This is a genomic window from Limnobaculum allomyrinae (assembly GCF_016649425.1).
Classification (GTDB): Bacteria; Pseudomonadota; Gammaproteobacteria; order Enterobacterales; family Enterobacteriaceae; genus Limnobaculum; species Limnobaculum allomyrinae.
In genome coordinates this window covers 334,757-360,008 of the sequence record NZ_JADRCR010000003.1, presented here as the reverse complement: position 1 = coordinate 360,008, position 25,252 = coordinate 334,757, and the positions used below count along the sequence as shown (strand labels likewise).

The following is a 25,252-nucleotide window of genomic DNA, read 5'->3' as shown; positions in this document are numbered from 1 at the left end:
CCGCAACACGGGCTGCGTATACTACGCCATCCCGCGTCAGAGTCAAGTGTTAAATCACAGATTTATGCACGATAACGTCTGAACTGAAGCGGCTGTTGCCGTGTCAGTGGAGGCGCATTATAGGGACTCAGAATCATCTGGCAAGTGCTAATTGATAAAATAATTCTGACTGCTGATTGTTTAGCCAAAACTTAACTTTGTTTCACCTCAATCGGTGACTTTTCCATCCAGGCAAACCATTTGCGCTTTTCTGCAGGTTCTTTTACCGAGTAGCGCTTGCTTACCCAGTTAGCCACTAAATCCAACGACAGGCAGAAAATGAAATAAACCAGCGCAATAAACAGAAATACTTCGGTTGGATACACCATACTGCGGTTATTAACCTGAGTTGCCAGAAATGTCAGTTCACCAACGCCGACTATATACGCTAACGAGGTGTCTTTAATCAAAGAGATCCATTGATTAATAAATGAAGGCACCATCATTCTCAAAGCCTGCGGTAATACGATGTACCACAATACCTGCCAACGATTGAACCCCAATGACATTCCGGCCTGCCATTGGCCTGCTCCAATAGCGATAATACCGGCTTTTACGCCATGGGCTAAATAAGCTGATGAGATCAAAGCCAACGCACAAACAACAGAGGTCAGCGCCGGGATATCAATACCAAACAGCATCGGTAGCATAAAGTAAGCCCAGAAGATCAACATAATCACTGGAATAGCACGAAAGAAGCCAAGTACAGCAGCAATAGCTCCACCAACCCAACCGCGAAACATTGCCAACGCCACACCAAGAATAACCCCCAGAATCGCGGATATCACACCAGCAACCAGACTGATAATCAGCGTTAGTGCCGCTCCACCGATAGGCCCATCCGGATAAGCGCCCCATAACAGATAATCCAGATTGTCGTAAATAACCGTGAAATCCATATTATCGACGCTCCTTTGCTAACAGACGATGTTCATACCACATGCCCCAAGCCTCCATCACCGCAATCGCGACTATATAAAGCATGGTAGCAACGCCAAAAGCCTGAAACGCTCTTAGGGTTTCGGTCTCTACCTGACGTGAAGCATAAGAAAGTTCCGCCACCCCAATTGCCATGGCCAGAGACGTACTTTTAACAATATTCATGTACTGACCCAGTAATGGAGGAAACGCAATTTTCAATGCCTGCGGCAGAATCACATAGCGCATTGATTGCCAGCCATTAAGACCAAGAGCCAGTGCTGCATATTTCTGCCCGGCCTTAACACCCCGAATCCCCGAACGAATCTCTTCAGCAATAAATGCCGAAAAGTAGACCGTCAACCCGAACAGAGCGGCGATAAACTCAAAAGAAGGCCAAGCCAATGTGAGCCCAAACAGCGTGATTTCATGAGGTGTATTTAACCAGGGAATGACTCCGGCAGGCAGCAACTTACCGACACCGAAGTACCAAAAGAATAGCTGTACCAGTAGTGGGGTATTGCGAAACAGGGAACAATAGGCAATCACCGGTAAACGCAAAACGGCCTGTTTACTGTCTCTGGCTCCGGCAACCACCATACCCAATGCCGTAGCGGCAATAATCGAGACGGCAGACAGCCCCAACGTCAATAAAAAACCATCCCACAACCATCCCAGATATTCAGGCGCTAATAATAATTTTGTTAATTTTTCATCGAACATAAGCACCAGCTATTTATTACGGTTATCCACTAACCATACTCTATTCCAATTAACGTCGGTATAACCGGCAACCTTTGAATCTCTGTTTAAACAAAAGCTTCATTCTCTAAAAACCAAAACAGGGCACGCCAAAGCATGCCCCGATCTGACTACCCGCAATAAAGTGAGCCTGTTAACTGATTAAGCTTTAGATGGATCAGGCGTTACCGCACCAAACTTAAATTCTCCGCGCGGCATGGAAGATTTGGTTTCAGGGCCAAACCAACGGTTATAGATTTTGGTTGCTTCGCCATCTTTCTCCAGCTCCAGCAGCACTTTGTTAACTTCTTCCGTCAGGCGTGTCTCACCTTTAGTAATACCAACACCCTGATACTCTTTAGTGATACTGAATGGTGTAATTTCAAAGTCTGCTTTTACTGCATCAGGCAAATTCGCCAGCAGACCAACTAATTTGGCATCATCCTGAGTAATGGCCTGAACGTTACCATTACGCAATGCCGTAAAGGCAACCGGGGTATCGTCATAAGAGATAACTTTAGCCGTTGGGTATTTATCACGCAGGGTGATTTCCTGAACGGTACCTTTATCTGCACCAATACGTAACTTAGCAATATCATCAGGCTGTTTTAACACGCCTTTATGAGAAATAAATTTCTGACCCGTGGCAAAATAAGGCACGCTAAAATCAACTTCTTTAGCACGCTGAGGTGTAATGGTGAAGTTAGCTGCGATCAGATCAACTTTCTTAGATGTCAGCAGAGGAATACGGTTGGCCGGGTTAGTCGCTTTCAGCTCAACTTTAACCCCTAATGCTTTACCAATCGCATTCGCGATATCTACGTCATAACCCACAATCTTTTTAGTTTGTGGGTCGACATAACCAAACGGAGGGTTACTGTCGAATACAGCAATATTCACCACACCGGCTTTTTTAATATCATCCAGTTGATCCGCATGGGCTACCGCTGCAGTGCCGGAGAGAGCAGCCAGTATGGTTAATGAAAGTACGCTTTGTTTTAATGTTAATTTCATGGCTGAATCCCGATATATGTAAAGAAAGAATCGTGTTTGTGTCAGCCAGTTAAATGCAAATCAGAGGCAGTGTGAAATAATATAAACGGATTTAATATGTCATTTAGTTATAAGCATTTCCTTTGTAAAAATAGCCGGTTAATGTCCCCTCTATTCTTTTAGGGTTGTCTGATTGGTTTAAAACATCAATAAACCGTCTATTAAAATGTGAATTAAATGTTTATATAAAATTTGAACCAATCTGATTTATACGATAAAAACATCACGATACCGATTCATTAAAAACTGACAGAAAAACAATTAATAACATAAAATTCAAATAATTAATAAAAAATAAAACGATATAAAACCAAAGAAACACTGACTATAAATCATGCCTAATCATCAGATAACCACCTGATTACAAAAACAAAAAACAACAACATTTCATTAACATAACACGCATCACAAAATTAGGACTTGTTGAAGTTAATTTTTTAAATGATAATTATTATCAATTTGCTATTAATTATCATTACCAAGTGGCTTTCATGAAAACTCTATCTTCCCAGGAACGCCCGGAAATAAAACAACCGGCGGATCCCGCCTCCCCATTACCTCTGGTAAGCAGCCAACAGCTGTTAGGGGAATCAGGTATTTTGCTGATTCAACATCAAGGCCAACAATACCAGTTGCGCATTACCAAAACCGGAAAACTCATTTTAACCAAATAATCTTTAATACATAAAAACAGCCAGCCACCCAGACCATCCAGTTAAGTCCAGGCAGCCAGCAACTTTCATTTAAAACATTCATGGAGAGTTGCAGTTATGCTTCGTCTGTCATCTTTAACGATTGCCGTTACCTGTGCGTTGCCGCTATTGGCCAATGCGGAAACCCCGGCAAAAACTACCAATGAAGTCATGACCGTTACCGCAACGGGCAACGACCGCAATGCGTTTGAAGCCCCAATGATGGTAACCGTGGTTGATGCTAACGCCCCGGAAAATCTGGCGGCAAACAGCGCCGCCGATCTGGTGCGTTCAATTCCCGGCATTACCATCACGGGTACATCTCGTAGTAACGGACAAGATATCAACATGCGTGGATACGATAAACGCGGCGTGTTAACACTGGTGGACGGCATTCGTCAGGGTACCGATACCGGGCACCTGAACGGTATTTTTCTTGATCCTGCACTGATTAAACGTGTTGAAGTGGTGCGTGGCCCTGGCGCTCAACTTTATGGCAGCGGTGCATTAGGCGGTGTTATCTCTTTTGAAACCGTTGATGCAAAAGATTTACTACGCAGTGGCGAGGCCGGTGGCGTTCGACTGTTTACTTCTGGCGCTACGCTGGATCACAGCCAGGCCATGGGTCTGACAACATTTGGCAGAACTGACTCTCTTGATGGCGTGTTTTCCGCCAACTTCCGTGATAAAGGCAACCTGCGTTTAAGTAACGGCGAAACAGCACCAAACGATGAACAAATCGGCTCCTTTCTGGCTAAAGGGAAATGGGCTATCACCGATGCTCAATCCCTGATGGCTAATCTGCGTTACTACAATAACGACGCTAAAGAGCCGAAGAATCCACAAAATCTGAGTGCCGGCAGCACCACTACTGATGTGATGACTAACCGCACCACAGAAAATAAAGATGCTCAACTGGTATATAACCTGAATCCTGCAGATATGGACTGGTTAAACGCCACTACTCGCGTTTACTACTCTGAAACCAATATTGATTCCTCTCCTACCGGCCAGAAAGCTGAAAACCGTAAGCAGAAAACCGAAGGTATCAAGCTGGATAACCGTTCACGTCTGTTCCAGGAAAGTTTTATGCCGAGCCAGCTGACTTACGGGGCTGAAACGTATAAACAAAAACAGACCCCAAGTGGCGCGACTACCAGCTTCCCCGATGCCGAGATTCGTTTTGCTTCTGGCTGGTTACAGGATGAAATTACCCTGCGCGACCTGCCTGTTTCTCTGATTGGTGCTATCCGCTATGACAACTACAAAGCTGAAAGCAGTGGTTATAGCGATATTGATGCCGATCAGTGGTCACCTAAAATTGCTTTGTCCATCTTCCCTACCGAATGGTTAAGCCTGTTTGCTTCTTATGCGGAAGCCTTCCGTGCACCAACCATGGGCGAAATGTATAACGACTCCCTGCACTTCAGCATGGGCCCAACCATGAATAACTACTGGAAACCTAACCCGAATCTGAAACCAGAAACCAATGCCACTCAGGAAGTTGGCTTTGGGCTGAGATTTGACAACGTTCTGCTTGCTGATGATGACCTGAAATTTAAAGCCAGCTACTTCGGCACTAAGGCTGATGATTACATCTCAACCGCCGTCAATATGCAGATGGGATATCGGCCGGGAGTTGGCGTGATTTGTTCTCCGTGTGAAACCACATCGGTCAATATTCCTAATGCCAAAATATGGGGCTGGGATGTGATGATGGATTATCAGAGCCGCTATTTTGATTTAAGCGTGGCTTATAACCGTACCAGCGGTAAAAACGAAGACACCGGCGAATGGTTATCAACCGTCAACCCGGATACAGTTTCTACCCGCCTGAACGTTCCTGTTGGTCATACTAATGCTTCTGTTGGCTGGATGGGTGTATTTGCTAATCGTATTAATGATACGCCAACACCACAGCGCGGTTATGCCACTCACGATTTTTATCTTAGCTACAAACCGGAAATCCTTTCCGACAAATTGACCACCAGCGTGGTTATCGCTAATGCCTTCGATAAAGAGTACTACGCGCCTAATGGTGCCCTTCAAGATGGCCGCAATGTGAAGTTATTCGCAAGCTATCAGTTCTAACCACTCCCCCTGTTTACAGGGGGAATATCATTATTCAGGAATAAAAAATGACCACTTCTTTATATCAGAGCTACTTACAGGCAAAACAGCAACACCCAGAAAAGTACGCCAGAGATCTGGCACAGCTGCTCAACATTAGTGAAGCGGAGCTAACTCATTCCCGTGTCGGCCATGATGCCGTTCGCCTGAAAAGTGATATCAAGGCCTTACTGGCCGCACTGGAAAATGTTGGTGAAACGAAATCAATCACCCGTAATCAACATGCCGTACATGAGCAAATCGGCAAATATACCAATCAGCATTTAGGCGATCACGCCGGGTTGATTCTGAATCCTTATGCGCTGGACTTACGTCTGTTTCTTGAGCACTGGCTATTTGTCTTTGCTTTAAAGGAAGAGAGTAAACGCGGCACTCGCCACAGCATCCAGTTCTTTGATGAGTATGGCGATGCGTTGCATAAAGTCTATACCACGGAAAATACCGATATGGATGCCTGGCAAAAGGTGATTGATACTTTTGCTCAGCAAGATAATCCAGCACTGAAACTGGATGCCGTACAAGAATCATCTGCCAGGCAGGCAGTTATCGATAACCAAACTATCGACAGTGAATGGCGTGCAATGACAGATGTTCACCAGTTTTTCAAACTGCTGAATAAACATGGCATCACTCGTCAACAGGCTTTTAATGCGGTTAAAGACGATCTGGCACAACGAGTAGATAACCAGTCCCTGCGACAAATTCTGCAAATGGCGAAAAACGAAGCCAACGACATTATGGTATTCGTCGGTAACCGGGGTTGTGTGCAGATTTTCACCGGAAAAATTGATCGCGTAGCCCCGATTGATGGTTGGATTAATATCTTCAATAAGGCGTTTGTACTGCACCTGATTGAAAACGATATTGTTGAAAGCTGGGTAACCCGTAAACCAACCAAAGATGGTTTTGTTACCAGCCTGGAACTGTTTGCCGCTGACGGTACGCAAATTGCTCAACTTTATGGTCAACGCACCGAAGGGCAACCGGAACAGCAAATCTGGCGGACTCAAATAGACACCTTGTTACAACAGACGGTATCTGCATGAAAGGGCTAATCAACCGAGGGCTGATAGCCCTCCTTTCTGTGCTATCACTCAATGCGCTGGCCAGTGAACGAATTGTCAGCATTGGCGGTGATGTAACAGAAATCGTGTATGCGTTAGAGGCGCAGTCACAGCTGGTAGGGCGTGACTCAACCAGTACCTATCCGGAAGCGGCAAAGGCGCTGCCCGATATTGGCTATATGCGCCAGTTAAACGCTGAAGGTATTCTTTCACTTAAACCCTCATTGGTACTTGCCAGCGACCAGTCGTTACCGGCACTGGCGTTGGAGCAGGTTAGCCAGAGTGGAGTAAAGGTTGTCAGCATTCCTGGTAAACCATCGCTGGAAACCGTAACGGATAAAATCCACGCAGTCGCTCAGGCACTGGGTAAAGAGAAACAGGGAGAAAAACTGATTGCAGATTACCGGAATCAGTTAGCAGCCCTGCCGAAGAATCCATTGCCATCTAAAGTGTTATTTGTCATGAACTATACCGGTTCAACACCAATGGCTGCAGGGCAAAACACTGCCGCTGATGCCATTATTACCATTGCCGGTGGTACTAATGCCATGCAGGGATTTAACAAATATCGTCCACTTTCTCAGGAAGGTATCATCGCAGCAGCACCGGACATTCTGTTAATCACCTCGGCGGGATACACAACATTTGGCGGTGAAGATAATATCTGGCAATTGGCCGGTATCAGCCAAACCCCTGCCGGAAAGAATAAACGTTTACTGGTGGTAGACGATCTTTCCCTGCTTGGTTTTAGTCTGAAAACGCCGGAAGTGATTGCTGAACTGCATAAAGCAATGGAACACGCCGGATGAATAGCCGCATTTCACCACGCTACTGGCTGGTGGCAATGTTGATGGCTTTGGTCATCCTGACGCTGTTCGCCGCTAATCTGGGGCCGGTCAAACTTTCGTTTTATACCCTGCTTACCCGATCGGGAGAAGAGGGGAGCTGGCACATCTGGTTGAATATTCGTCTTCCCAGAGTGTTGCTGGCAACCCTTATCGGCGCCGCTTTAGCGGTATCTGGCGCGATCATGCAGGGACTATTTCGTAACCCACTGGCCGATCCCGGATTATTGGGCATTAGTACCGGTGCTGCCCTGTGCGTGGCGCTGGCGATTTTACTCCCTCTTCCACTAAGCGGCGTTTTGAAACTGTATGGGCATACACTGGCCGCCTTTGGTGGCAGCATTGCCGTTTGCTGTCTGCTTTATGCCTTGAGTAAAACCGGTCATGGAAATCTCACTCGCTTATTGCTGACGGGTATTGCACTTAACGCGCTGGCTGGGGCGGCCATTGGCGTTATTAGCTATATCAGTGATGACCAACAGCTCCGACAGTTCTCTCTTTGGAGTATGGGCAGTTTAGGCCAGGCTCAATGGTCTACGCTGATCATTGCCGCCTCATTAATTCTACCGGCGATTGCCATCGGCCTGCGCCTGTCACGGTTGTTAAACATATTACAGTTGGGAGATGAAGAAGCTCACTATCTTGGGGTTAACGTCGAATCGGTAAAGCTAGGTTTATTGATGCTAAGCGCGTTACTGATCGGTACCGCCGTTGCGATGAGTGGAATTATTGGCTTTATCGGACTGGTGATCCCTCATCTGATTCGTTTACAACTGGGCTCTGATCATCGTTGGTTGTTACCCGGATCGGTACTTGGAGGGGCTTGCCTTCTGTTGCTGGCCGATACGCTGGCCAGAACTCTGGCATCACCGGCGGAAATTCCGGTTGGTTTAATTACCAGCCTGCTGGGTGGCCCCTATTTTTTATGGCTTATTCTGCGCCAAAGAGAGATACCTCGTGCTTAAGGCTGAACATCTGAACTATAGCCGGAATAACCGCGATATTATCAATCAGGTTTCACTGGCTCTAAACGCTGGCGAGCTGGTCGCGATTATTGGCCCCAACGGGGCAGGGAAATCCACCCTGTTACGTATTCTGACCGGATATATCCAACCGGATAGCGGCCACTGTCAATTGCAAAATCGCCCTTTGCCTCAGTGGCAACATAGAGAGCTGGCTGCGGTTCGTGCCGTAATGAACCAGCACAGTGCACTGACATTCCCCTTTAGCGTACAGGAAGTGATCGCTATGGGGCGTACGCCTTATGGTAATCATCATCAGAATCAACAGGCTATCGATCATGCAGTAAGCATAACGGAATGTGCTCCACTGCTTAAACGCCAGTACAACCAGCTCTCTGGTGGTGAAAAACAGCGAATACAGTTAGCCCGATTGTTAGCTCAGCTATGGCATCCAACGCCGGTAGAACGATTGCTATTTCTTGATGAGCCCACTTCAGCATTAGACCTCTATCATCAGCAGCAAACATTGCGTTTGCTAAAGCAGATGACACGTCAGGCTCCGTTCTCCGTTTGTACCGTGCTGCATGATCTGAATCTGGCGGCACTGTATGCGGACAGAATTCTGCTGTTGCATCAGGGAAGTATTGTTGCCAGCGGAACGCCGGGGGAAGTGTTAAAAGATGAATTACTAACGCGCTGGTATCAGGCAGATCTCTGTGTTTACGGGCATCCTGAAAATACTGAAGTGCCGCAAATTTGCTTAAGAAGATAAGCTCACGCCCGATTCAGAAAGCATCAGAATCGGGCGTGAATAACGGTCGTTTTACTTTTTCGCCAGCAGATTTTCAACTTCATCGCCGCTGCGGTGACGGAAATCCTGCCCTTTTACAAAATAGAAAATAAACTCACAAATGTTCTGGCAACGATCGCCAATACGTTCAATGGAACGGGCACAAGCCAGTGCGGTTAACACGCTGGGAATAGAGCGCGGATCTTCCATCATATAGGTCATCAGCTGACGGATAATTCCTTCATACTCCTGATCGACTTTCTTATCTTCCCGATAGATACGAACGGCCTCATCAATATCCATACGCGCAAAGGCATCAAGTACGTCATGCAGCATTTGAACCGTATGGCGACCTAAAGATTCCAGGTTTACCAGCAGCGGCTTATGCTGATGAGAGAACTTTTCCAGCGCCATACGACAAATTTTGTCCGCCACATCGCCAATACGTTCCAGTTCTGAAACTGTTTTGGTGATTGCCATCACTAAACGCAAATCGCTGGCGGTTGGCTGACGTTTAGCAATGATTCGCACACAGGCTTCATCAATTGACACTTCCATATTGTTAACTTTACGATCGTCTTCAATCACCCGGCGAGCCAGCTCTTCATCTGCCTGATGCATAGCATTAATGGCATCGGTTAGCTGTTGTTCCACCAGCCCTCCCATAACCATAACCTGAGTACGAATATGTTCCAGTTCCGCATTAAACTGACCGGAAATGTGTTTGCCTAAATTAAGGTTTTCCATGTGGGTTCCCCGTTATCAACCATAGCGGCCAGTAATGTAGTCTTCAGTTTGTTTCTTTTGCGGTGCAGTAAACAGCATATCGGTATTCGAATATTCAATCAGCTCACCCAAATACATAAATGCGGTATGGTCAGAACAGCGAGCCGCCTGTTGCATGTTATGGGTTACGATCACCACGGTATATTCAGATTTTAATTCGCTAATCAGCTCTTCAATGCGACCCGTGGAAATGGGATCGAGCGCCGAACAGGGCTCATCCAGCAATAACACTTCCGGACGAATGGCAATGCCGCGGGCAATACACAAACGCTGTTGTTGACCACCAGACAGGCTATAGCCACTCTGATTCAATTTATTTTTGGTTTCATCCCACAGCGCTGCTTTGGTTAATGCCCACTGCACTCGCTCATCCATCTCCGCACGAGGCAGGCGCTCAAACAGGCGCACGCCAAAGGCGATATTGTCATAAATCGACATAGGGAATGGCGTCGGCTTTTGGAACACCATACCAACTTTCGCTCTTAGCAACGCCACATCCTGATTATCTTCAAGGATGTTTTGACCATCTAACAGAATTTGCCCGGTGGCATTCTGTTCCGGATAAAGCTGGTACATTTTATTGAAGGTGCGCAGCAGGGTTGATTTACCACAGCCGGATGGCCCAATAAATGCCGTGACCTGATTTTTGGCGATATCCAATGAGATATTCTTTAACGCATGGAATTTGCCGTAATAAAAATTCAGATCCCGTACCTGAATCTTGCTTTCGGTTGAGTTGTTGTCACTCGTCAGATTCATTAAGTCGTCTCTCTAGTGTTTTTTACTGGCAAAAACTACGCGCGCCAGAATATTTAATAACAATACACACAGGGTAATCAGCAATACGCCAGCCCAGGCTAACTGCTGCCATTCAGCAAACGGGCTCATGGCAAATTTGAATATGGTTACCGGCAAGTTGGCAATCGGATGGCTCAGGTCAAGGCTCCAGAACTGATTAGACAAGGCGGTAAACAGCAAAGGGGCGGTTTCTCCGGCAATACGAGCAATGGCTAACAGCACACCGGTCACAATACCTGACAGGGAGGCTTTTAGCGTCAGAGACAGAATAATCTTCCACTTTGGTGTTCCCAGTGCATAAGCCGCCTCTCTCAGACTGTCAGGCACCAGACGTAACATATTCTCTGTTGTGCGAATAACGATTGGCACCTGCAATAACGCCAACGCAATGACACCAGCCCAACCGGAAAAACGCTCCATCTGCGTTACCACAATGGTGTAAACAAACAGCCCTACCACAATGGAAGGTGCCGACAGCAAAATGTCGTTAATAAAGCGCACAATGGAAGCGAAGATTGATTTACGACCGTATTCCGCCAGATAAATACCCGCCAGAATCCCCAACGGGGTGCCAATCACCGTTGCCCATAAAATCAACAGACCGCTACCGGCAAGGGCGTTAGCTAATCCACCGCCGGCCGTATTCGGTGGCGGTGTCATTTCGGTGAACAACGCCATCGACATACCGTCGATGCCTTTAGTTATGGTTGAAAACAGAATCCAGATTAGCCAAAACAGGCCAAAGGCCATGGCCATCATCGAAATTAATAACGCGATACGGTTTTTTTGACGGCGCCACGCCTGCATACGTTTGCGGCCAGCATCAAAAGAGGCGATTTCAGATTTATCCATCGTGGTCATCTTAGCGCCCCTCATTCTTGTTTAATCTGAGAATCATTAGCTTAGACAAAGACAGCACAATAAAGGTGATAACAAACAGGATTAATCCCAGCTCCATCAATGCCGCGGTGTGTAGGCCGGATTCTGCCTCAGCAAACTCATTAGCCAGCGCAGAAGTAATACTGTTGCCCGGCATATACAGGGAGAAGCTATCGAGCTGGTAAGTGTTACCAATAATGAAAGTCACCGCCATAGTTTCCCCTAAGGCACGGCCTAAACCCAGCATAATGCCGCCAATTACACCGTTTTTGGTATAAGGCAGCACGATATTGCGAATCACTTCCCAGGTGGTACAACCGATGCCATAAGCGGACTCTTTTAACAGCGTTGGCGTTTGTTCAAACACGTCACGCATTACCGCGGCAATATAAGGAATAACCATGATGGCCAGAATAATACCGGCGGCCAAAATACCGATACCAAATGCCGGGCCAGAAAACAGCGTACCGATGATAGGGATATTAGCGACCACATCCCCCACCGGCTGTTGGAAATATTCGGCAAACAGCGGAGCGAAAATAAACAGCCCCCACATACCGTAAACAATGCTGGGAATGGCAGCCAGCAGTTCAATGGCAATACCCAACGGACGTTTTAACCATTTAGGTGAGAGTTCAGTCAGGAACAGTGCTATACCAAAACTTACCGGCACGGCAATCAGTAGCGCAATAATCGAGGTTACGATGGTGCCATAAATAGGCACCAAGGCACCAAACTCATCGGCTGGCGCATCCCACTCTTTATGCCAGAGGAAGCTAATACCGAATTTTTGAATGCTGGGCCATGAAGCAATAATCAGAGAGATGATTATGCCGCCCAATAATAAAAGGGTAATCAGCGCTGCCAGCTTAACCAGCGCGCCGAAAATAATATCGCCCTGCTTTCCTGGCGCTTTCATTACCGGCTTATGTACCGCCATTGAGTCTCTCTTTCATATTTACGGCCCCCTTCCATATACCGGAAGAGGGCGGTTAGGAATGATTAATAGATCGCTTTACCGCTGCTATCTTTAACCTGCGTTTTCCAGGCTGCCCGAACTTGTTCAATCACAGACTCTGGCAAAACGGCATAATCCAGTTCAGTTGCCAGAGAGCCGCCTTTTTTGTAGCCCCAGTCAAAGAACTTCAGTACTTCTGCACCACGTTTGGCATCTTTCTGAGTTTTATGTACCAGAATAAAAGTGGTTGAAGTAATCGGCCAGACGTCCTTACCTTTCTGGAAAGTCAGATCCTGAGCAAAGGATTTCGACCAGTCGATACCTTTAGCCGCCGCACTGAACGATTGCTGAGTTGGGCTTACCGCCTCACCATCTGCTGATATCAGTTTGGTGTAGGCCAGATTATTTTGCTTGGCGTAAGCATATTCCACATAACCAATAGAGCCCGGTAAACGCTGAACAAAGGCTGCGATACCATCATTGCCTTTACCGCCTAAACCTACCGGCCATTTAACGGTAGAACCAACACCAACCTGATCTTTCCAGCTCGCATTCACTTTTGCCAGATAGCTGGTGAACACGAAGGAAGTACCGGAACCATCGGCGCGACGTACTACCGCAATATCCTGTTCTGGCAATTTGACGCCCGGATTCAGTTTAGCAATCGCCGGATCGTTCCACTTTTTCACCGTGCCCAGGTAGATATCACCCAGGGTTTTTCCATCCAGCGTTAATTCCCCTGATTTAATACCCTGAACATTCACCGCCAGCACCACGCCACCAATAACGGTTGGGAACTGGAACAAATCGTCTTTAGCCAGCTTCTCATCATCCAGAGGAGCATCTGACGCACCAAAATCTACCGTATTAGCATTAATTTGCTTAACGCCACCGGATGAACCAATCCCTTGATAGTTGATGTTATTACCGCTCTCTTTTTGATAGCTGTCCGCCCATTTGGCATAGACAGGTGCAGGAAACGTAGCGCCGGCACCGGTAATATTTTCTGCCGCAAATGCTGACAGAGTCGTCAGAGAAACGGCTGTTGCAATACTATAAGCAATCGTTGTACGTATCAGTTTCATCATTCCTCCTAAAGGAATTTATTGGCTCTGTATCGTTAATAATCAGACTGGTGATGAGTACAAGCGCAAAGATAAGACCGTTTAGTGACAGTATAATGTCAATCAGGTTACAGTTTTATGACAGTGGGAATTTTTGATTTAACTTAATGATATTTTTAATAAATATAATTATTACTCTGATCTGAATAAATGAGAGTTTTAATTATCATCGAAAGCAAGAGGTATCGCCGCCACTCACCCTATTATCTCCTCCTCTATTATTTCTTTTAGGGGGGAATTCAATTAATTAAAACAATGCCAAACTGAATAAAAGATAATCAGGGGATAAACCTTATGAAAAAACTACCTCTGCTGTTTCTGCTGTTTCCCGGGCTGGTTCAAGCCGCCTGGACGGCACCCGGAATACCCGCATTTAAAGAGCAAAGCCCGGGCTTGTTTGTCAGTAAAACCAAGCTTGCAAAAGGCACACTGCCATTAAATCTCAAATCAGAACAAGCATGCTGGCAGCCCGCAGAATCAATTAAGCTTAATCAGGCGCTTTCAATGAAACCATGCGAAGGAGAACCCTCTGCCTGGCGCATATTTCGTGAAGGCGATTATCACGTACAGATAGACACGCGTAGCGGTACTCCGACGCTGACGCTGAGCGTCAATCACCAAGAGCAAACAGCGCCCGTTGATATTACCCGCCAATGCCCGAAATGGGATGGTAAACCGCTAACGATAGACGTCAGCAAAACTTTCGCCGAAGGCAGTGAAGTACGCGATTTCTACAGCGGCTCAACAGCAACAGTCAAACAAGGCCAAATCACCCTGATGCCGGCGGCGAGCAGCAATGGCCTGTTACTTCTGGAACCCGCCACCTCTCAGCAGGCTTCAACGTTTAACAGGCATAACGCAACGGTCTACTTTGTTCTGACCGACCGTTTTGTCAATGGCGATCCGAAAAACGATAACAACTATGGTCGCCATAAAGATGATATGCAAGAAATCGGCACATTCCATGGTGGTGACCTGGCTGGTTTAACGCAAAAACTCGATTATCTACAGCAATTGGGTGTGAACGTATTATGGATTAGCTCGCCGCTGGAACAAATTCACGGCTGGGTTGGCGGTGGTACAAAAGGGGATTTCCCGCATTATGCCTACCACGGCTACTACACCATGGACTGGACAACACTCGATGCCAATATGGGTACTGAGGATGAGTTGCGCACATTGGTGGATGAAGCCCACAAACGCGGTATACGTATTTTGTTCGACATCGTCATGAACCACACTGGTTACGCAACGCTTGCCGACATGCAAGAGTATCAGTTTGGTGCACTGTATCTTCAAGGCGACGAGCTGACTAAAACACTCGGCAAGCACTGGACTGACTGGAAGCCCGGCCCGGGCCAAAGTTGGCACTCCTTTAATGATTACATCAACTTCAATGACAATGCGGCCTGGCAAAACTGGTGGGGCAAAAACTGGATTCGTACCGATATTGGCAATTACGACACGCCAGGTTTTGATGACTTAACCATGTCATTGGCTTTCCTGCCAGATTTAAAAACAGAAAACACACAACCTGCAGGCTTACCCGTTTTTTACCGTCATAAACCCGATACCCATGCCAAAGAAATGGCCGGTTACACCGTGCGAAATTATCTGACTCACTGGCTCAGCCAATGGGTACGGGATTACGGTATTGACGGCTTCCGGGTAGATACCGCAAAACACGTTGAAAAAATAAGCTGGCAGCAGTTGAAAACACAGTCTGTTGCTGCACTGGCTGAATGGAAAAAAACCAACCCAGATAAAAAGTTGGATGACGCACCGTTCTGGATGACCGGAGAAGCCTGGGGTCATGGCGTGATGAAAAGTGACTATTACAACAGCGGCTTTGACGCAATGATCAATTTTGATTATCAGGAGCAGGCGGCAAAAGCGGTGGATTGCTTTGCGAACATTGATATCACCTGGCAGCAAATGGCGACCAAACTGCAGGATTTTAACGTTCTTAGCTACCTTTCTTCCCATGATACTCGATTGTTCCGCGAAGGAGGCCAGCGTGCGGCAGAATTACTGTTGCTGACTCCGGGTGCAATACAAATTTTCTACGGTGATGAAACGGAACGTCCGTTTGGCCCGACCGGTTCCGACCCACTTCAGGGAACACGTTCAGACATGAACTGGGGACAAAATATTGCCACACTCTCTCACTGGCAGAAAATCAGCCAATTCCGCGCTCGTCATCCGGCAATCGGCGCGGGTAAACAAAACACGTTGAACATGAAACAAGGTTACGCCTTTAGTCGTGAATATGCCGACGACAAAGTGATGGTTGTCTGGGCGGGGAACCAGTAATTCAGAGTGGATGGCGCAATCAACGTCGTCCATTTTCTGTTATTCACTTAGCAATCGCGTTGATTTAGCCATAAAAAAAATCCGGTATGCTTTTTAAACAGCATAACCGGATTCATTCAGTTTAGAACGTTATTGTCCGCTCACAGTGAACTATCTCAATGTGATGTGGATTACTCCACGGTCACCGACTTCGCCAGATTTCGTGGCTGGTCAACGTCAGTCCCTTTTATCAACGCAACGTGATAAGAGAGTAACTGTAGCGGAATAGTATAGAAAATTGGCGCCACCAGCTCTTCCACATATGGCAGTGGAATAATGGTCATGCCTTCTGTATCACTGAATCCGGCATCTTCTGCCGCAAACACATACAGCTGACCACCACGAGCACGAACCTCTTCAATGTTCGACTTCAGTTTTTCCAGCAGTTCGTTATTAGGTGCAACCACAATCACCGGCATATCCGCATCAATCAGCGCCAGAGGGCCGTGTTTTAACTCACCCGCTGCATAAGCTTCCGCATGGATATAAGAGATCTCTTTCAGCTTCAGTGCGCCTTCCATTGCGATTGGGTACTGATCGCCACGACCAAGGAACAGGGCATGGTGCTTCTCTGAGAAACCTTCTGCCAGCGTTTCAATAGCTTTGTCCAGAGACAGAAGCTGATCGATACGGTTAGGCAGCGCCTGCAGAGCATGAACGATATCGCGCTCGGCATTTTCTGACATACCGTGTAGACGACCTAAACGGGCAACCAGCATCAATAATACGGTTAACTGGGTGGTGAAGGCTTTGGTTGAAGCAACGCCAATTTCAGCACCTGCACGGGTCATCAGTGCAATATCTGATTCACGAACCAGTGATGAACCGCTAACGTTACAAATAGCCAGAGAACCGAGATAACCCAGCTCTTTTGACAAGCGTAACGCGGCCAGAGAATCGGCAGTTTCACCGGACTGGGACAACGTCAGCAGCAAGCTGCCTTTACGCACAGCCGGTTTGCGATAGCGGAATTCTGAAGCGATTTCGATATCACAAGGTACGCCGGCAATGGCTTCAAACCAGTAGCGAGCAACCATCCCTGAATGGTAAGAGGTACCACAGGCAACGATTTGAATATGCTCAACCTTTTCTAACAGCGCAGTCGCTGACGGGCCAAGCTCTTCCAGATTGACCAGACCGTGGCTGATACGCCCTTCAAGGGTGTTTTTAATGGCCAGCGGTTGTTCGTAAATCTCTTTTTGCATGTAATGACGGTAAATACCTTTATCACCGGCATCATATTGACTGGTTGATTCAATGGATGGACGATCCACCAGCGTTCCCGCTTTATCAAAGATGGTTACGGAACGACGGGTAACTTCTGCAACATCGCCCTCTTCCATATAGATAAAGCGACGGGTAACTGGCAGCAACGCTAACTGGTCAGAGGCAATGAAGTTTTCCCCCAAACCTAAGCCAATCACCATTGGGCTGCCTGAACGGGCGGCAACCAGAACATCCGGATTACGACGATCGATAATCACCGTGCCGTAAGCACCGCGCAGTACTTTCAGTACGCGTTGTACCGCCTCCAGCAGGCTGAGTTCACTGTTGTTTTTCAGCTCTTCATGCACCAAATGGGCAATAACTTCGGTATCTGTCTCAGAAGTAAAGACATAACCTTTAGCTCTCAGCTCATCACGCAGAGGCTCATAGTTTTCAATAATACCGTTATGTACTACGGCAATAAAACCAGATTCGTGAGGGTGTGCGTTAGTTTCTGAAGGCTCACCATGAGTAGCCCAGCGGGTATGTGCAATACCGGTACCGCCAGACAGTGGATATTCTTCCACGGCGTCACTCAGCATTTTCACTTTACCCAAACGGCGAACGCGCTGTAAGTTGTGGGCTTCATCAATAACCGCCAGACCCGCAGAATCATACCCGCGGTATTCCAGACGACGTAAACCTTCTAACAATATTTCTGCTACATCTCGTTGTGCTACTGCACCAACAATTCCACACATCGTTTATATTCCTGATTTAAGAACCGGAGGATATCCGGGTTCTGCGATGCCCTTGACCTTTTTGTTGCCGGTTTTTCCGGCCTCCCCGAGCCTGTAGAGTTGGGGATTATTATGTTTTGCTATCGTCTTTCTGGTTACTGCATCAAAAAACCATAGCAAAACAGTTGATGGCTATGGAGCGGTGTTAAACACCGCTCCATGACTTATTGAGTTATTTCTTTTTCTCTGGTCTCTTCCAACCAGAAATTTGACGTTGTCTGACCCGGCTAATCACCAGCTCATTTTCACCTACGTCCTGAGTAACAGTGGTACCGGCACCAATGGTGGCACCTTTAGCAACCGTAACCGGTGCAACCAGTTGGGTATCAGATCCAACAAACACATCATCACCAATAATGGTTTTAAACTTATTTGCACCATCATAGTTACAGGTAATAGTACCGGCACCGATATTAACCCGATCGCCAATATCCGCATCCCCAAGATAAGAGAGATGACCAGCTTTAGAGCCTTTACCCAAACGCGCTTTTTTCATCTCCACGAAGTTACCCACGTGGGCTTCATCTTCAAGCTGTGCTCCAGGGCGTAAGCGAGCGAATGGCCCCACAGTACAGCCAATGCCCATCTCAGAATCTTCAATGACGCTATAAGGGCTTATCACACTGTCATTACCAATAACGCAGTTTTTCAGCACACAGCCGCTTTCAATACGTACTCGATCCCCAAGCACTACGCGGCCTTCAATAATGACGTTAGTATCAATAACCACATCACGGCCGTGAATCAGTTCACCGCGTAAATCAAAACGAGAAGGGTCGTTTAGCATCACACCAGCCAACAGTAAGCGATCTGCCTGTTCTGCCTGATAGACGCGTTCCAGACGAGACAGTTGCAGGCGGTTGTTTACCCCTTCAACTTCACTCAGGCGAGAAGGGTGTACCGCTTCAATACGGTTGCCTTCTTCATATGCCAGTGCGATTACATCGGTGATGTAATATTCGCCCTGTGCATTATTATTATTCAGTTTGCCTAACCAACGCTTTAAATCTTTACCGCTGGCAACCAGAATACCGGTGTTTATCTCATTGATTTTATGCTGCTCTTCGCTGGCATCTTTGTGTTCAACAATACTCACTACCTGACCATCTTTACGGACTATACGGCCATATCCGGTAGGGTCATCCAGCTTAACGGTCAGCAGACCAATGCCGCCAACCGGCTTGGCAGCCACTAAACGACGCAGGGTATCTTCTGAAATAAGTGGCACATCGCCATATAGCATCAGGATATTTTCATCATCGGCGAAATAAGGCGCAGCCTGCTGCATAGCATGACCTGTACCCAACTGTTCTGCCTGTAATACCCAGTTAATTGGCTGATCGGACAGCGTTTTCTTTAGCAGGTCTCCACCGTGTCCGTAAACCAAATGAACCTGTTGGGCACCCAGTTTAGACGCGGTATCAATGACATGCTGCACCATTGGCTTACCGGCTAAAAGATGCAGTACCTTTGGAAGATCTGAATACATACGCGTACCCTTGCCGGCGGCAAGAATCGCTACGCTAAGTTGAGACATTGACATAAACAACCTGCTAAAAAATTGATTGGCGAAAGTAAACCTGTTTAGTAACAAAAATGCTACTTATTTTTCATCAAAAAATGCCGACAAGCCTTGTGGCACAAGGGTTGATGAAAAACACAGCTTTACCATAAAATAGCTGAAAAACTGTCGGCATTCGGAGACAGATTTTCGGCCGATATGAGTGAATAATAACGCGTTACTACTCGCGATAAACCACTTTTTTTTCAACGCGTATCAAGATGGTTAAAAAGTGAAGAAAAGAGTGAATTAGTCGATTATCGTTAAAGTAACAGGGGTGTATGAGTGGGGCAGGCAAACATGTCTATTTTAATTTTAGTGGATATTCCGGCCGTAAAACTGAGAGAATATAATTATTGTGCTCGGCCGGAAGAGCCATATCCTTAGATTTAGTGCGCATCGAGCCTACCCTTCCTGGGGTCAGTTATGAAACACCTTGCGGTGTTTCACCCTTCGGGCCAGCGCAAGCGCTGTTCAAACAGGCTTTGCCTGTTTGTCGTTGGCTTACACCAAGTCGACCCCAACGGAAAGGTCTCCCTCTGATTAACTATTGAGCGGTATGTGTTATTACCCCTGATATTTTTCTCTTTCTACCGCTAAATCAAACGCTAAAGACCGTAAGTTTGGCGTATGGTTGATTAATGCCCGATGGGTTCTGGCTTTGCTGATATAGACAAAACTCTCACCCCAGGGTTGATGATGGGCATCACGGATAACAGGCCCGCAACGTTGAGACAATAAACCGCTTAATGGCAGGTGATCGTCTCCCTGTTCCAGCACTTGTGAAGCCAGCTGTGGGATATCACGCTGAATAGTTTTGGTTTCAAAGTACCAGCGATGACCATCATAGACGGCGGCTTTTACTGCCGTATTGTTATCGCTTAAGAACCATACCTGAGGAATCGCTTGCTCCAGCGTTGAAAATCCTTCAATGCTGGCCGCCAGTTCGCGGGCTTTTTTCAAGTTTTGACCAAGTTGTTCTCTGGCACGCTGACAAACGGGAGAGATATCAACCCCCGATGCCCGATAAGGCCCCATGCGGTATTCCTGCCAGCATTCAGTGCTATAAATATCAAAATCGGTTAAAGGCTTACCCTGAATATCCACAACCGTTGGCCGGGAAGGCAACAACTGATAGGCGCTGGGGTAACTGGTAACATCGTCGGCAGAAAAACCATGGAACAGGCGGGTTCCCGGATAATAACCGGTCTCCATCATTGATAGTGCATGAAAAGTCCCCTGCCATGGCGGCCCAAAAGCATACCATTTAGCTATCATCTCGCGGTTTTCACTGGTGGTCGTTCGCAGCCAGTAACGAATAGCCAGATTAGCTATCGATTGTCCCATCAGGATAATTTTCTGATCGTCACCAAATCGTGCTCTTAACCGTGCAAACTCCGCATCCAGCCGCTCGGCCAGTGAGCAAAGGTCAGCACGCCAGTCATGAGCTATAAAGAACAGATCCTGCCCCTCTTTATAGCCCAATCCAGCCTGTAACACCTGCTTTAGCTCCGCGGTAACCAGGGTATGCACCAACCCCGGAACAATAGTGAACTCATGCAGATGTTCATTAGCAAATACTCTGGTGCGATGGGCTTCACTGTCCTCATATTCATAACCGGCATAATGTGGTTTATGGAAAAAGACTCCACGATAATCACCCCAAATCTGTGCCTGTTCCTGACGGTCATACAGTTTTGAACCTAAAATGCCGGACAGATAAATCACCGGCAAGTTTTTTACTTCGCCACCAAGTCCGGCCTTCCGTAGCTGATAAGCAATAGACTGCGACCGGGCATAAGAGTATCCCCAATTTAGCGGCATATCAGCGCCCCCGAATGGGTAAAAAGTTTAATGGGACATCTTCGCTGGCAAGGTGAGTTTGTTCAGCACCGGTAACCGGGAAGTGTGCCCGATCGTACACTTCAAATACCTGTAATTTGTTTTCTGCCGGATGATAAAGACGAATTCCTTCCGCTCTTTCATCGCTTTTAGACAACATAAAGCGAATACAGCCGTTAGTACCAATTTCTCCCACCGGTTGGCCGGATGCTGAAATAAACTGATAAAACAGTGCCGACTCTTGTTGCTGTTCTACGTGACAAGCCTGTATTGGCCCACGGAACATGTGAGTGGTGTTAACAAAGTTTTCCGTAATTTGATAAGTAACCGATTCAGACACAGAATCTTTCCATGGAAGCTGGATCGGTGAAGTTTTTCCACACTGAGGGCAGCAGCCATTTTGCAGAAACGAACGGGCAATCAAACCATTGCGTTGAACCCATAAAGCCTGACAGTCCGGGCAGTAAGAGTTAGTGCTGGTGGTATTGTAGGCATTACCCAAATAAACATAACGCATACCGTCAGCCATTGCCTGAAGACGAACCTGCTCAAGGAAAGATACTGAAGTACGTTCAACCTGGGTATAGCGAAAATCCGGGTGGAAGCGCACATAATGGAGAGGAATTTCTGCATCCAGATTATTTAACATCCAGTCAGAGACCTTGCGGCTTTCCGTTAAATTGTCATTTCGTCCGGTAACACACAGGTTGGAAACCTCCAGATGAGGGCCATTACCTCCCTGTCTTGCTGCATAAACCTGCTTAATACCATCCAGTATTGGCTGTAGACGACCGGCGGTATGTTTACGGTAAAAACTATCCTGCATTGATTTAAGAGAAATACTGAAGATATCCATCACTTCCAGCAGTTCATCAATACCTTTTTCACCAATATAGAAGGCACTCTTATACAGATTTTTTAACCCATGTTGACGCGCCAGTCTGGCGGTATCCATCACAAACTCGTGCCAGACAATAGGATCGTTATAAGTCCATGAAAGTACTTTGATATTATGCTTAAGGGCATAATTAACCACATCTTCCGGGCTGTAGTACATCACGTGGCTATCCTGTACGTAACGTGCCTGACTGGTAGTCCAGTTTTGGCAGAAATCACAGCGCAGCATACAACCAATATTGCCCAATGAAAGAATCTGCTCTCCCGGCGCATAGTGATAAACCGCTTCGGTCTCAATGCACTCCTGAGTCATGGGTACTGACTTACCATAGTTAAGCGTGACCAATGAACCATTTTCATTACGGCGCATACGGCAGGTTCCCGATCGCCCTTCGCTAATTTTGCATTCCCTCGGGCACAGTTCACACTGCACTCGATTTTCTGGCAAAGGCCGCCATAAACGGGCAGGGTGCCCACTTTTTTGCCACTCTTTTAAACCAGCCATACAATAATCCCTCTGATTGACACGACATACCGGCTAAACAGTTACCGGATACTCTATTGCTCTGTAATTAATGATGTTATTTAGAATTATTTTTTCTATCTGATACCGACATTGACCAGCGCTGCCCTTGTTGCCAGCGTTGTAGTGTTGGTGCCAATTGCCAGAAGAAGGGGCTTCCTTTTGCTGGTGTATTCATCATGTAACGTACCTCTCCCTGATCGCTTAAGTCACACAGCAGTTTGAATCCCGGCCCGAAGGTATAGGGTTTACTTTTTACCGGCCCCTCAGTCCCGGTTTGAGACTGGGTCAGAAAATCGGTATTTTGACGAGTCGCATGTATCGTTTCCCGGTTTCCACCCTGATAGGGATAACGACCGGTCAGTAAGTTCCTCAGCCATGCAGGGCGTTTAATACTATGCTGGAATTCCACCTCCGGAACGGCAGCATGTTGGGTGGCAGCCAGTGCACTGTAATAGGCATCCTGAACCAACTGGCTGGCTGAAGCCGCTTCATGACCCCAGTCAGTTAAGTGATATTGCAAAATGGTCAGCATATTCCAGCGGCAGCCTGGCCAAAAATCGGAGTACAACGCTCGTGAACCGCGCTTAAGCACTTTACGTAATAGTTTGTCCGCCAGATGCTGCATCCAACTATCAAACAGCTGTGACTGCGCTATCTCTTGGGTATCGCCATCCCAGTCAGATAGAGGGGTAGAAACAGACAGATGGGGAAGTAATACCGTTAAAGCACGCCGGGCAAACACATCAATTTTGTCGTCCTGAATGGTTTGCAGCGTATTAAGATCGTGTTGGCGCGTTTGTTCAATTAGTTCACTGACGCGCAATGCGCGACTTGGTGGATGCCAGCGGTTTGATAAGGCACATTTACCGCTAAATAGCGCTTCACTGTATTGATTGGCATAAACCGCATAGCCTTCCGGCGGATTATATTGAAACGGTAACGCTTCATAGGGAACATATCCCTGCCACTGATGGTCCGGGTTGGTAAGATTAAGGATTAAACTGCCAATCTCAGTTTTCCGTTTAGGGATAAATCCCATGGTTTGTAAACCAATATCGCCATGAATATCCGCATATCCCACCATCATGGGTGAATTATGCACATGAGCCAGACTGGAACGGAATGTTTCCCAATTATGGCATTTTGCCAGAGAATAAAAGCTAATATCACCTTCCGGGTGGTCAAGAGATGGCCAGCGCAAAAACAGGCCATAATCTCCTTTTTCTGATAGCAATCGGCCCTGAGAAAAACCGTAAGCGGTAAACTCATGAGTTTTACCCGATTTACACTGAATGGTTTGATTTTCCCGCTTGAGTGGCACCCAACCCTCTGTGGTTTCGACTTTTTCTTCTGCCAGATTAATTTTGCCCCAGAACAGATCCTGATTATCCGCCATGATACCTACCATACCCCAGGCAGCATGGTGATTACGGCCGACGATAATGCCCGGCACACCGGGAAAGTGAGAGCCGATGACATATAACCCTTCATCGCTTTCCAGTTTGCACATCAGGTTATAACCGGGATTGACGTGCCCCATATGTGGGTCAGCCGCTAATATAGGCTTGCCTGAAACCGTACGTTGCCCACCAATCGCGATAACATTCGATCCGGTATCCGGTGAAGCAAGCCCCAAATGCTGCATACCCAGCAGGCCATCTCTTAGTGCCTCTTCGACTTCAGCAAGGCGCTCACCCTCTTCATTCAAAGGTAATGGCGGTATTGGGTTTCCTTCCTGACTTACAGTAGTGAGCAATTGCTTATGCTGTTGGGGCGTTAAGCGACCAGATAAGCGGGTATGAAACAGCTCATATTGCCAGGCTGAATTAATGAAATACTTTAACTGAGCCAGTAAATAGGCATCCCTGACCTGAAAAGAAGCCGGACGATAGCGTAGCAACAGGCACTCAACCGGCAAGAGTTTCATATCCACCAGAGCCTGATTAATACCTGCCACATAGGCCTGAATATGTTGATACTGCTGGCCTTGCCAGGATGAAGGTTCTGCACCGGCATCAATTGATTCTGCCTGTTGTGCCAGTGAAACCAGCCCCAGACGACGTTGGAAAATATCGGTTCTTAGCGCGCCATTGCCCATAATTTCTGACAGTGTTCCTGTGGCTACCCGACGGGAAAGATCCAATTGCCACAGGCGCAAACGCGCTGCGCCATAACCCTGACCAAAAAACACCGCTTTATCGCTACTTCCCTGAACCGTCAGCTGCTGTGGATTTTCCAGCATTACCCTGACGTCCCCCCTGGGGCTTTTTAATTGGGTGGTCTTCATTA

20 protein-coding genes are annotated in these 25,252 nt (G+C 47.0%); 7 read left to right on the top strand and 13 right to left on the bottom strand.

Translation table 11 applies throughout. The features are described from left to right. Nucleotides 1-191 precede the first annotated feature (191 nt). From I2494_RS08890 to I2494_RS08880, 3 genes are all read right to left on the bottom strand, one after another. The gene (locus I2494_RS08890) at nt 192-938 is read right to left on the bottom strand and encodes an amino acid ABC transporter permease (RefSeq protein ID WP_218468334.1); all 747 of its coding nucleotides are present in this window, start codon (nt 936-938) and stop codon (nt 192-194) included. Nucleotide 939: 1 nt separating this feature from the next. After that, nucleotides 940-1,680 (bottom strand): amino acid ABC transporter permease, encoded by a 741-nt coding sequence (locus I2494_RS08885; protein WP_130593443.1) that lies wholly within the window; start codon nt 1,678-1,680, stop codon nt 940-942. Nucleotides 1,681-1,860: 180 nt separating this feature from the next. Further along, the gene (locus I2494_RS08880) at nt 1,861-2,712 is read right to left on the bottom strand and encodes an ABC transporter substrate-binding protein (protein WP_130593444.1); all 852 of its coding nucleotides are present in this window, start codon (nt 2,710-2,712) and stop codon (nt 1,861-1,863) included. A gap of 530 nt (nt 2,713-3,242) precedes the next feature. Here I2494_RS08880 and hemP point away from each other — a divergent pair. From hemP to I2494_RS08850, 6 genes are all read left to right on the top strand, one after another. Continuing rightward, nucleotides 3,243-3,425, top strand: coding sequence for a hemin uptake protein HemP (hemP, locus tag I2494_RS08875; protein WP_218468333.1), 183 nt, complete (start codon nt 3,243-3,245; stop codon nt 3,423-3,425). Nucleotides 3,426-3,521: 96 nt separating this feature from the next. Further along, nucleotides 3,522-5,534, top strand: coding sequence for a TonB-dependent hemoglobin/transferrin/lactoferrin family receptor (locus tag I2494_RS08870; protein WP_218468332.1), 2,013 nt, complete (start codon nt 3,522-3,524; stop codon nt 5,532-5,534). 47 nt (nt 5,535-5,581) lie between these two features. Next, the gene (locus I2494_RS08865; RefSeq protein WP_218468331.1) at nt 5,582-6,619 is read left to right on the top strand and encodes a hemin-degrading factor; all 1,038 of its coding nucleotides are present in this window, start codon (nt 5,582-5,584) and stop codon (nt 6,617-6,619) included. Next, complete coding sequence (locus I2494_RS08860; protein ID WP_218468330.1) at nt 6,616-7,446, top strand: heme/hemin ABC transporter substrate-binding protein; 831 nt, start codon at nt 6,616-6,618, stop codon at nt 7,444-7,446. Before I2494_RS08865 ends, I2494_RS08860 begins: the two co-directional genes overlap by 4 nt. Then, a complete protein-coding gene (locus I2494_RS08855) occupies nt 7,443-8,447 on the top strand; it encodes a FecCD family ABC transporter permease (RefSeq protein WP_218468329.1) in 1,005 nt (334 codons plus the stop codon). Before I2494_RS08860 ends, I2494_RS08855 begins: the two co-directional genes overlap by 4 nt. After that, complete coding sequence (locus I2494_RS08850; protein ID WP_218468328.1) at nt 8,440-9,216, top strand: heme ABC transporter ATP-binding protein; 777 nt, start codon at nt 8,440-8,442, stop codon at nt 9,214-9,216. Before I2494_RS08855 ends, I2494_RS08850 begins: the two co-directional genes overlap by 8 nt. Before the next feature lie 51 nt (nt 9,217-9,267). On the opposite strand, the gene phoU is transcribed toward I2494_RS08850, so the two are convergent. The 5 genes from phoU to pstS all read right to left on the bottom strand — a co-directional run bounded on the left by phoU (nt 9,268) and on the right by pstS (nt 13,740). Next, nucleotides 9,268-9,981, bottom strand: coding sequence for a phosphate signaling complex protein PhoU (gene phoU, locus I2494_RS08845; RefSeq protein WP_140920662.1), 714 nt, complete (start codon nt 9,979-9,981; stop codon nt 9,268-9,270). Nucleotides 9,982-9,996: 15 nt separating this feature from the next. After that, a complete protein-coding gene (gene pstB / locus I2494_RS08840) occupies nt 9,997-10,779 on the bottom strand; it encodes a phosphate ABC transporter ATP-binding protein PstB (RefSeq protein WP_130593452.1) in 783 nt (260 codons plus the stop codon). 12 nt (nt 10,780-10,791) lie between these two features. Further along, nucleotides 10,792-11,679, bottom strand: a complete 888-nt coding sequence (gene pstA / locus I2494_RS08835) for a phosphate ABC transporter permease PstA (protein ID WP_130593453.1) — start codon at nt 11,677-11,679, stop codon at nt 10,792-10,794. 1 nt (nt 11,680) lies between these two features. After that, nucleotides 11,681-12,637, bottom strand: a complete 957-nt coding sequence (pstC, locus tag I2494_RS08830) for a phosphate ABC transporter permease PstC (RefSeq protein WP_218468327.1) — start codon at nt 12,635-12,637, stop codon at nt 11,681-11,683. Nucleotides 12,638-12,699: 62 nt separating this feature from the next. Further along, the gene (pstS, locus tag I2494_RS08825; protein WP_218468326.1) at nt 12,700-13,740 is read right to left on the bottom strand and encodes a phosphate ABC transporter substrate-binding protein PstS; all 1,041 of its coding nucleotides are present in this window, start codon (nt 13,738-13,740) and stop codon (nt 12,700-12,702) included. A 333-nt stretch (nt 13,741-14,073) separates the two neighbouring features. Here pstS and I2494_RS08820 point away from each other — a divergent pair, with 333 nt between their 5' ends. After that, nucleotides 14,074-16,092 (top strand): alpha-amylase, encoded by a 2,019-nt coding sequence (locus I2494_RS08820; protein ID WP_218468325.1) that lies wholly within the window; start codon nt 14,074-14,076, stop codon nt 16,090-16,092. Nucleotides 16,093-16,262: 170 nt separating this feature from the next. Here I2494_RS08820 and glmS read toward each other — a convergent pair whose 3' ends face one another. The 5 genes from glmS to I2494_RS08795 form a co-directional block, all read right to left on the bottom strand. Beyond that, nucleotides 16,263-18,098: a glutamine--fructose-6-phosphate transaminase (isomerizing) gene (gene glmS / locus I2494_RS08815; protein ID WP_218468324.1), complete on the bottom strand. Its 1,836-nt coding sequence runs from the start codon at nt 18,096-18,098 to the stop codon at nt 16,263-16,265. Nucleotides 18,099-18,309: 211 nt separating this feature from the next. Next, nucleotides 18,310-19,680 (bottom strand): bifunctional UDP-N-acetylglucosamine diphosphorylase/glucosamine-1-phosphate N-acetyltransferase GlmU, encoded by a 1,371-nt coding sequence (gene glmU / locus I2494_RS08810; protein ID WP_218468323.1) that lies wholly within the window; start codon nt 19,678-19,680, stop codon nt 18,310-18,312. A gap of 585 nt (nt 19,681-20,265) precedes the next feature. Further along, nucleotides 20,266-21,522, bottom strand: coding sequence for a lipase/acyltransferase domain-containing protein (locus tag I2494_RS08805; protein ID WP_218468322.1), 1,257 nt, complete (start codon nt 21,520-21,522; stop codon nt 20,266-20,268). A gap of 1 nt (nt 21,523) precedes the next feature. Next, nucleotides 21,524-22,942: an AmmeMemoRadiSam system radical SAM enzyme gene (gene amrS, locus I2494_RS08800; protein WP_218468321.1), complete on the bottom strand. Its 1,419-nt coding sequence runs from the start codon at nt 22,940-22,942 to the stop codon at nt 21,524-21,526. A gap of 76 nt (nt 22,943-23,018) precedes the next feature. Then, nucleotides 23,019-25,250 carry a penicillin acylase family protein gene (locus I2494_RS08795; RefSeq protein ID WP_218468320.1) on the bottom strand — a complete coding sequence of 744 codons (2,232 nt, stop codon included), beginning with the start codon at nt 25,248-25,250 and terminating at the stop codon, nt 23,019-23,021. Between the last annotated feature and the right edge of the window lie 2 nt (nt 25,251-25,252).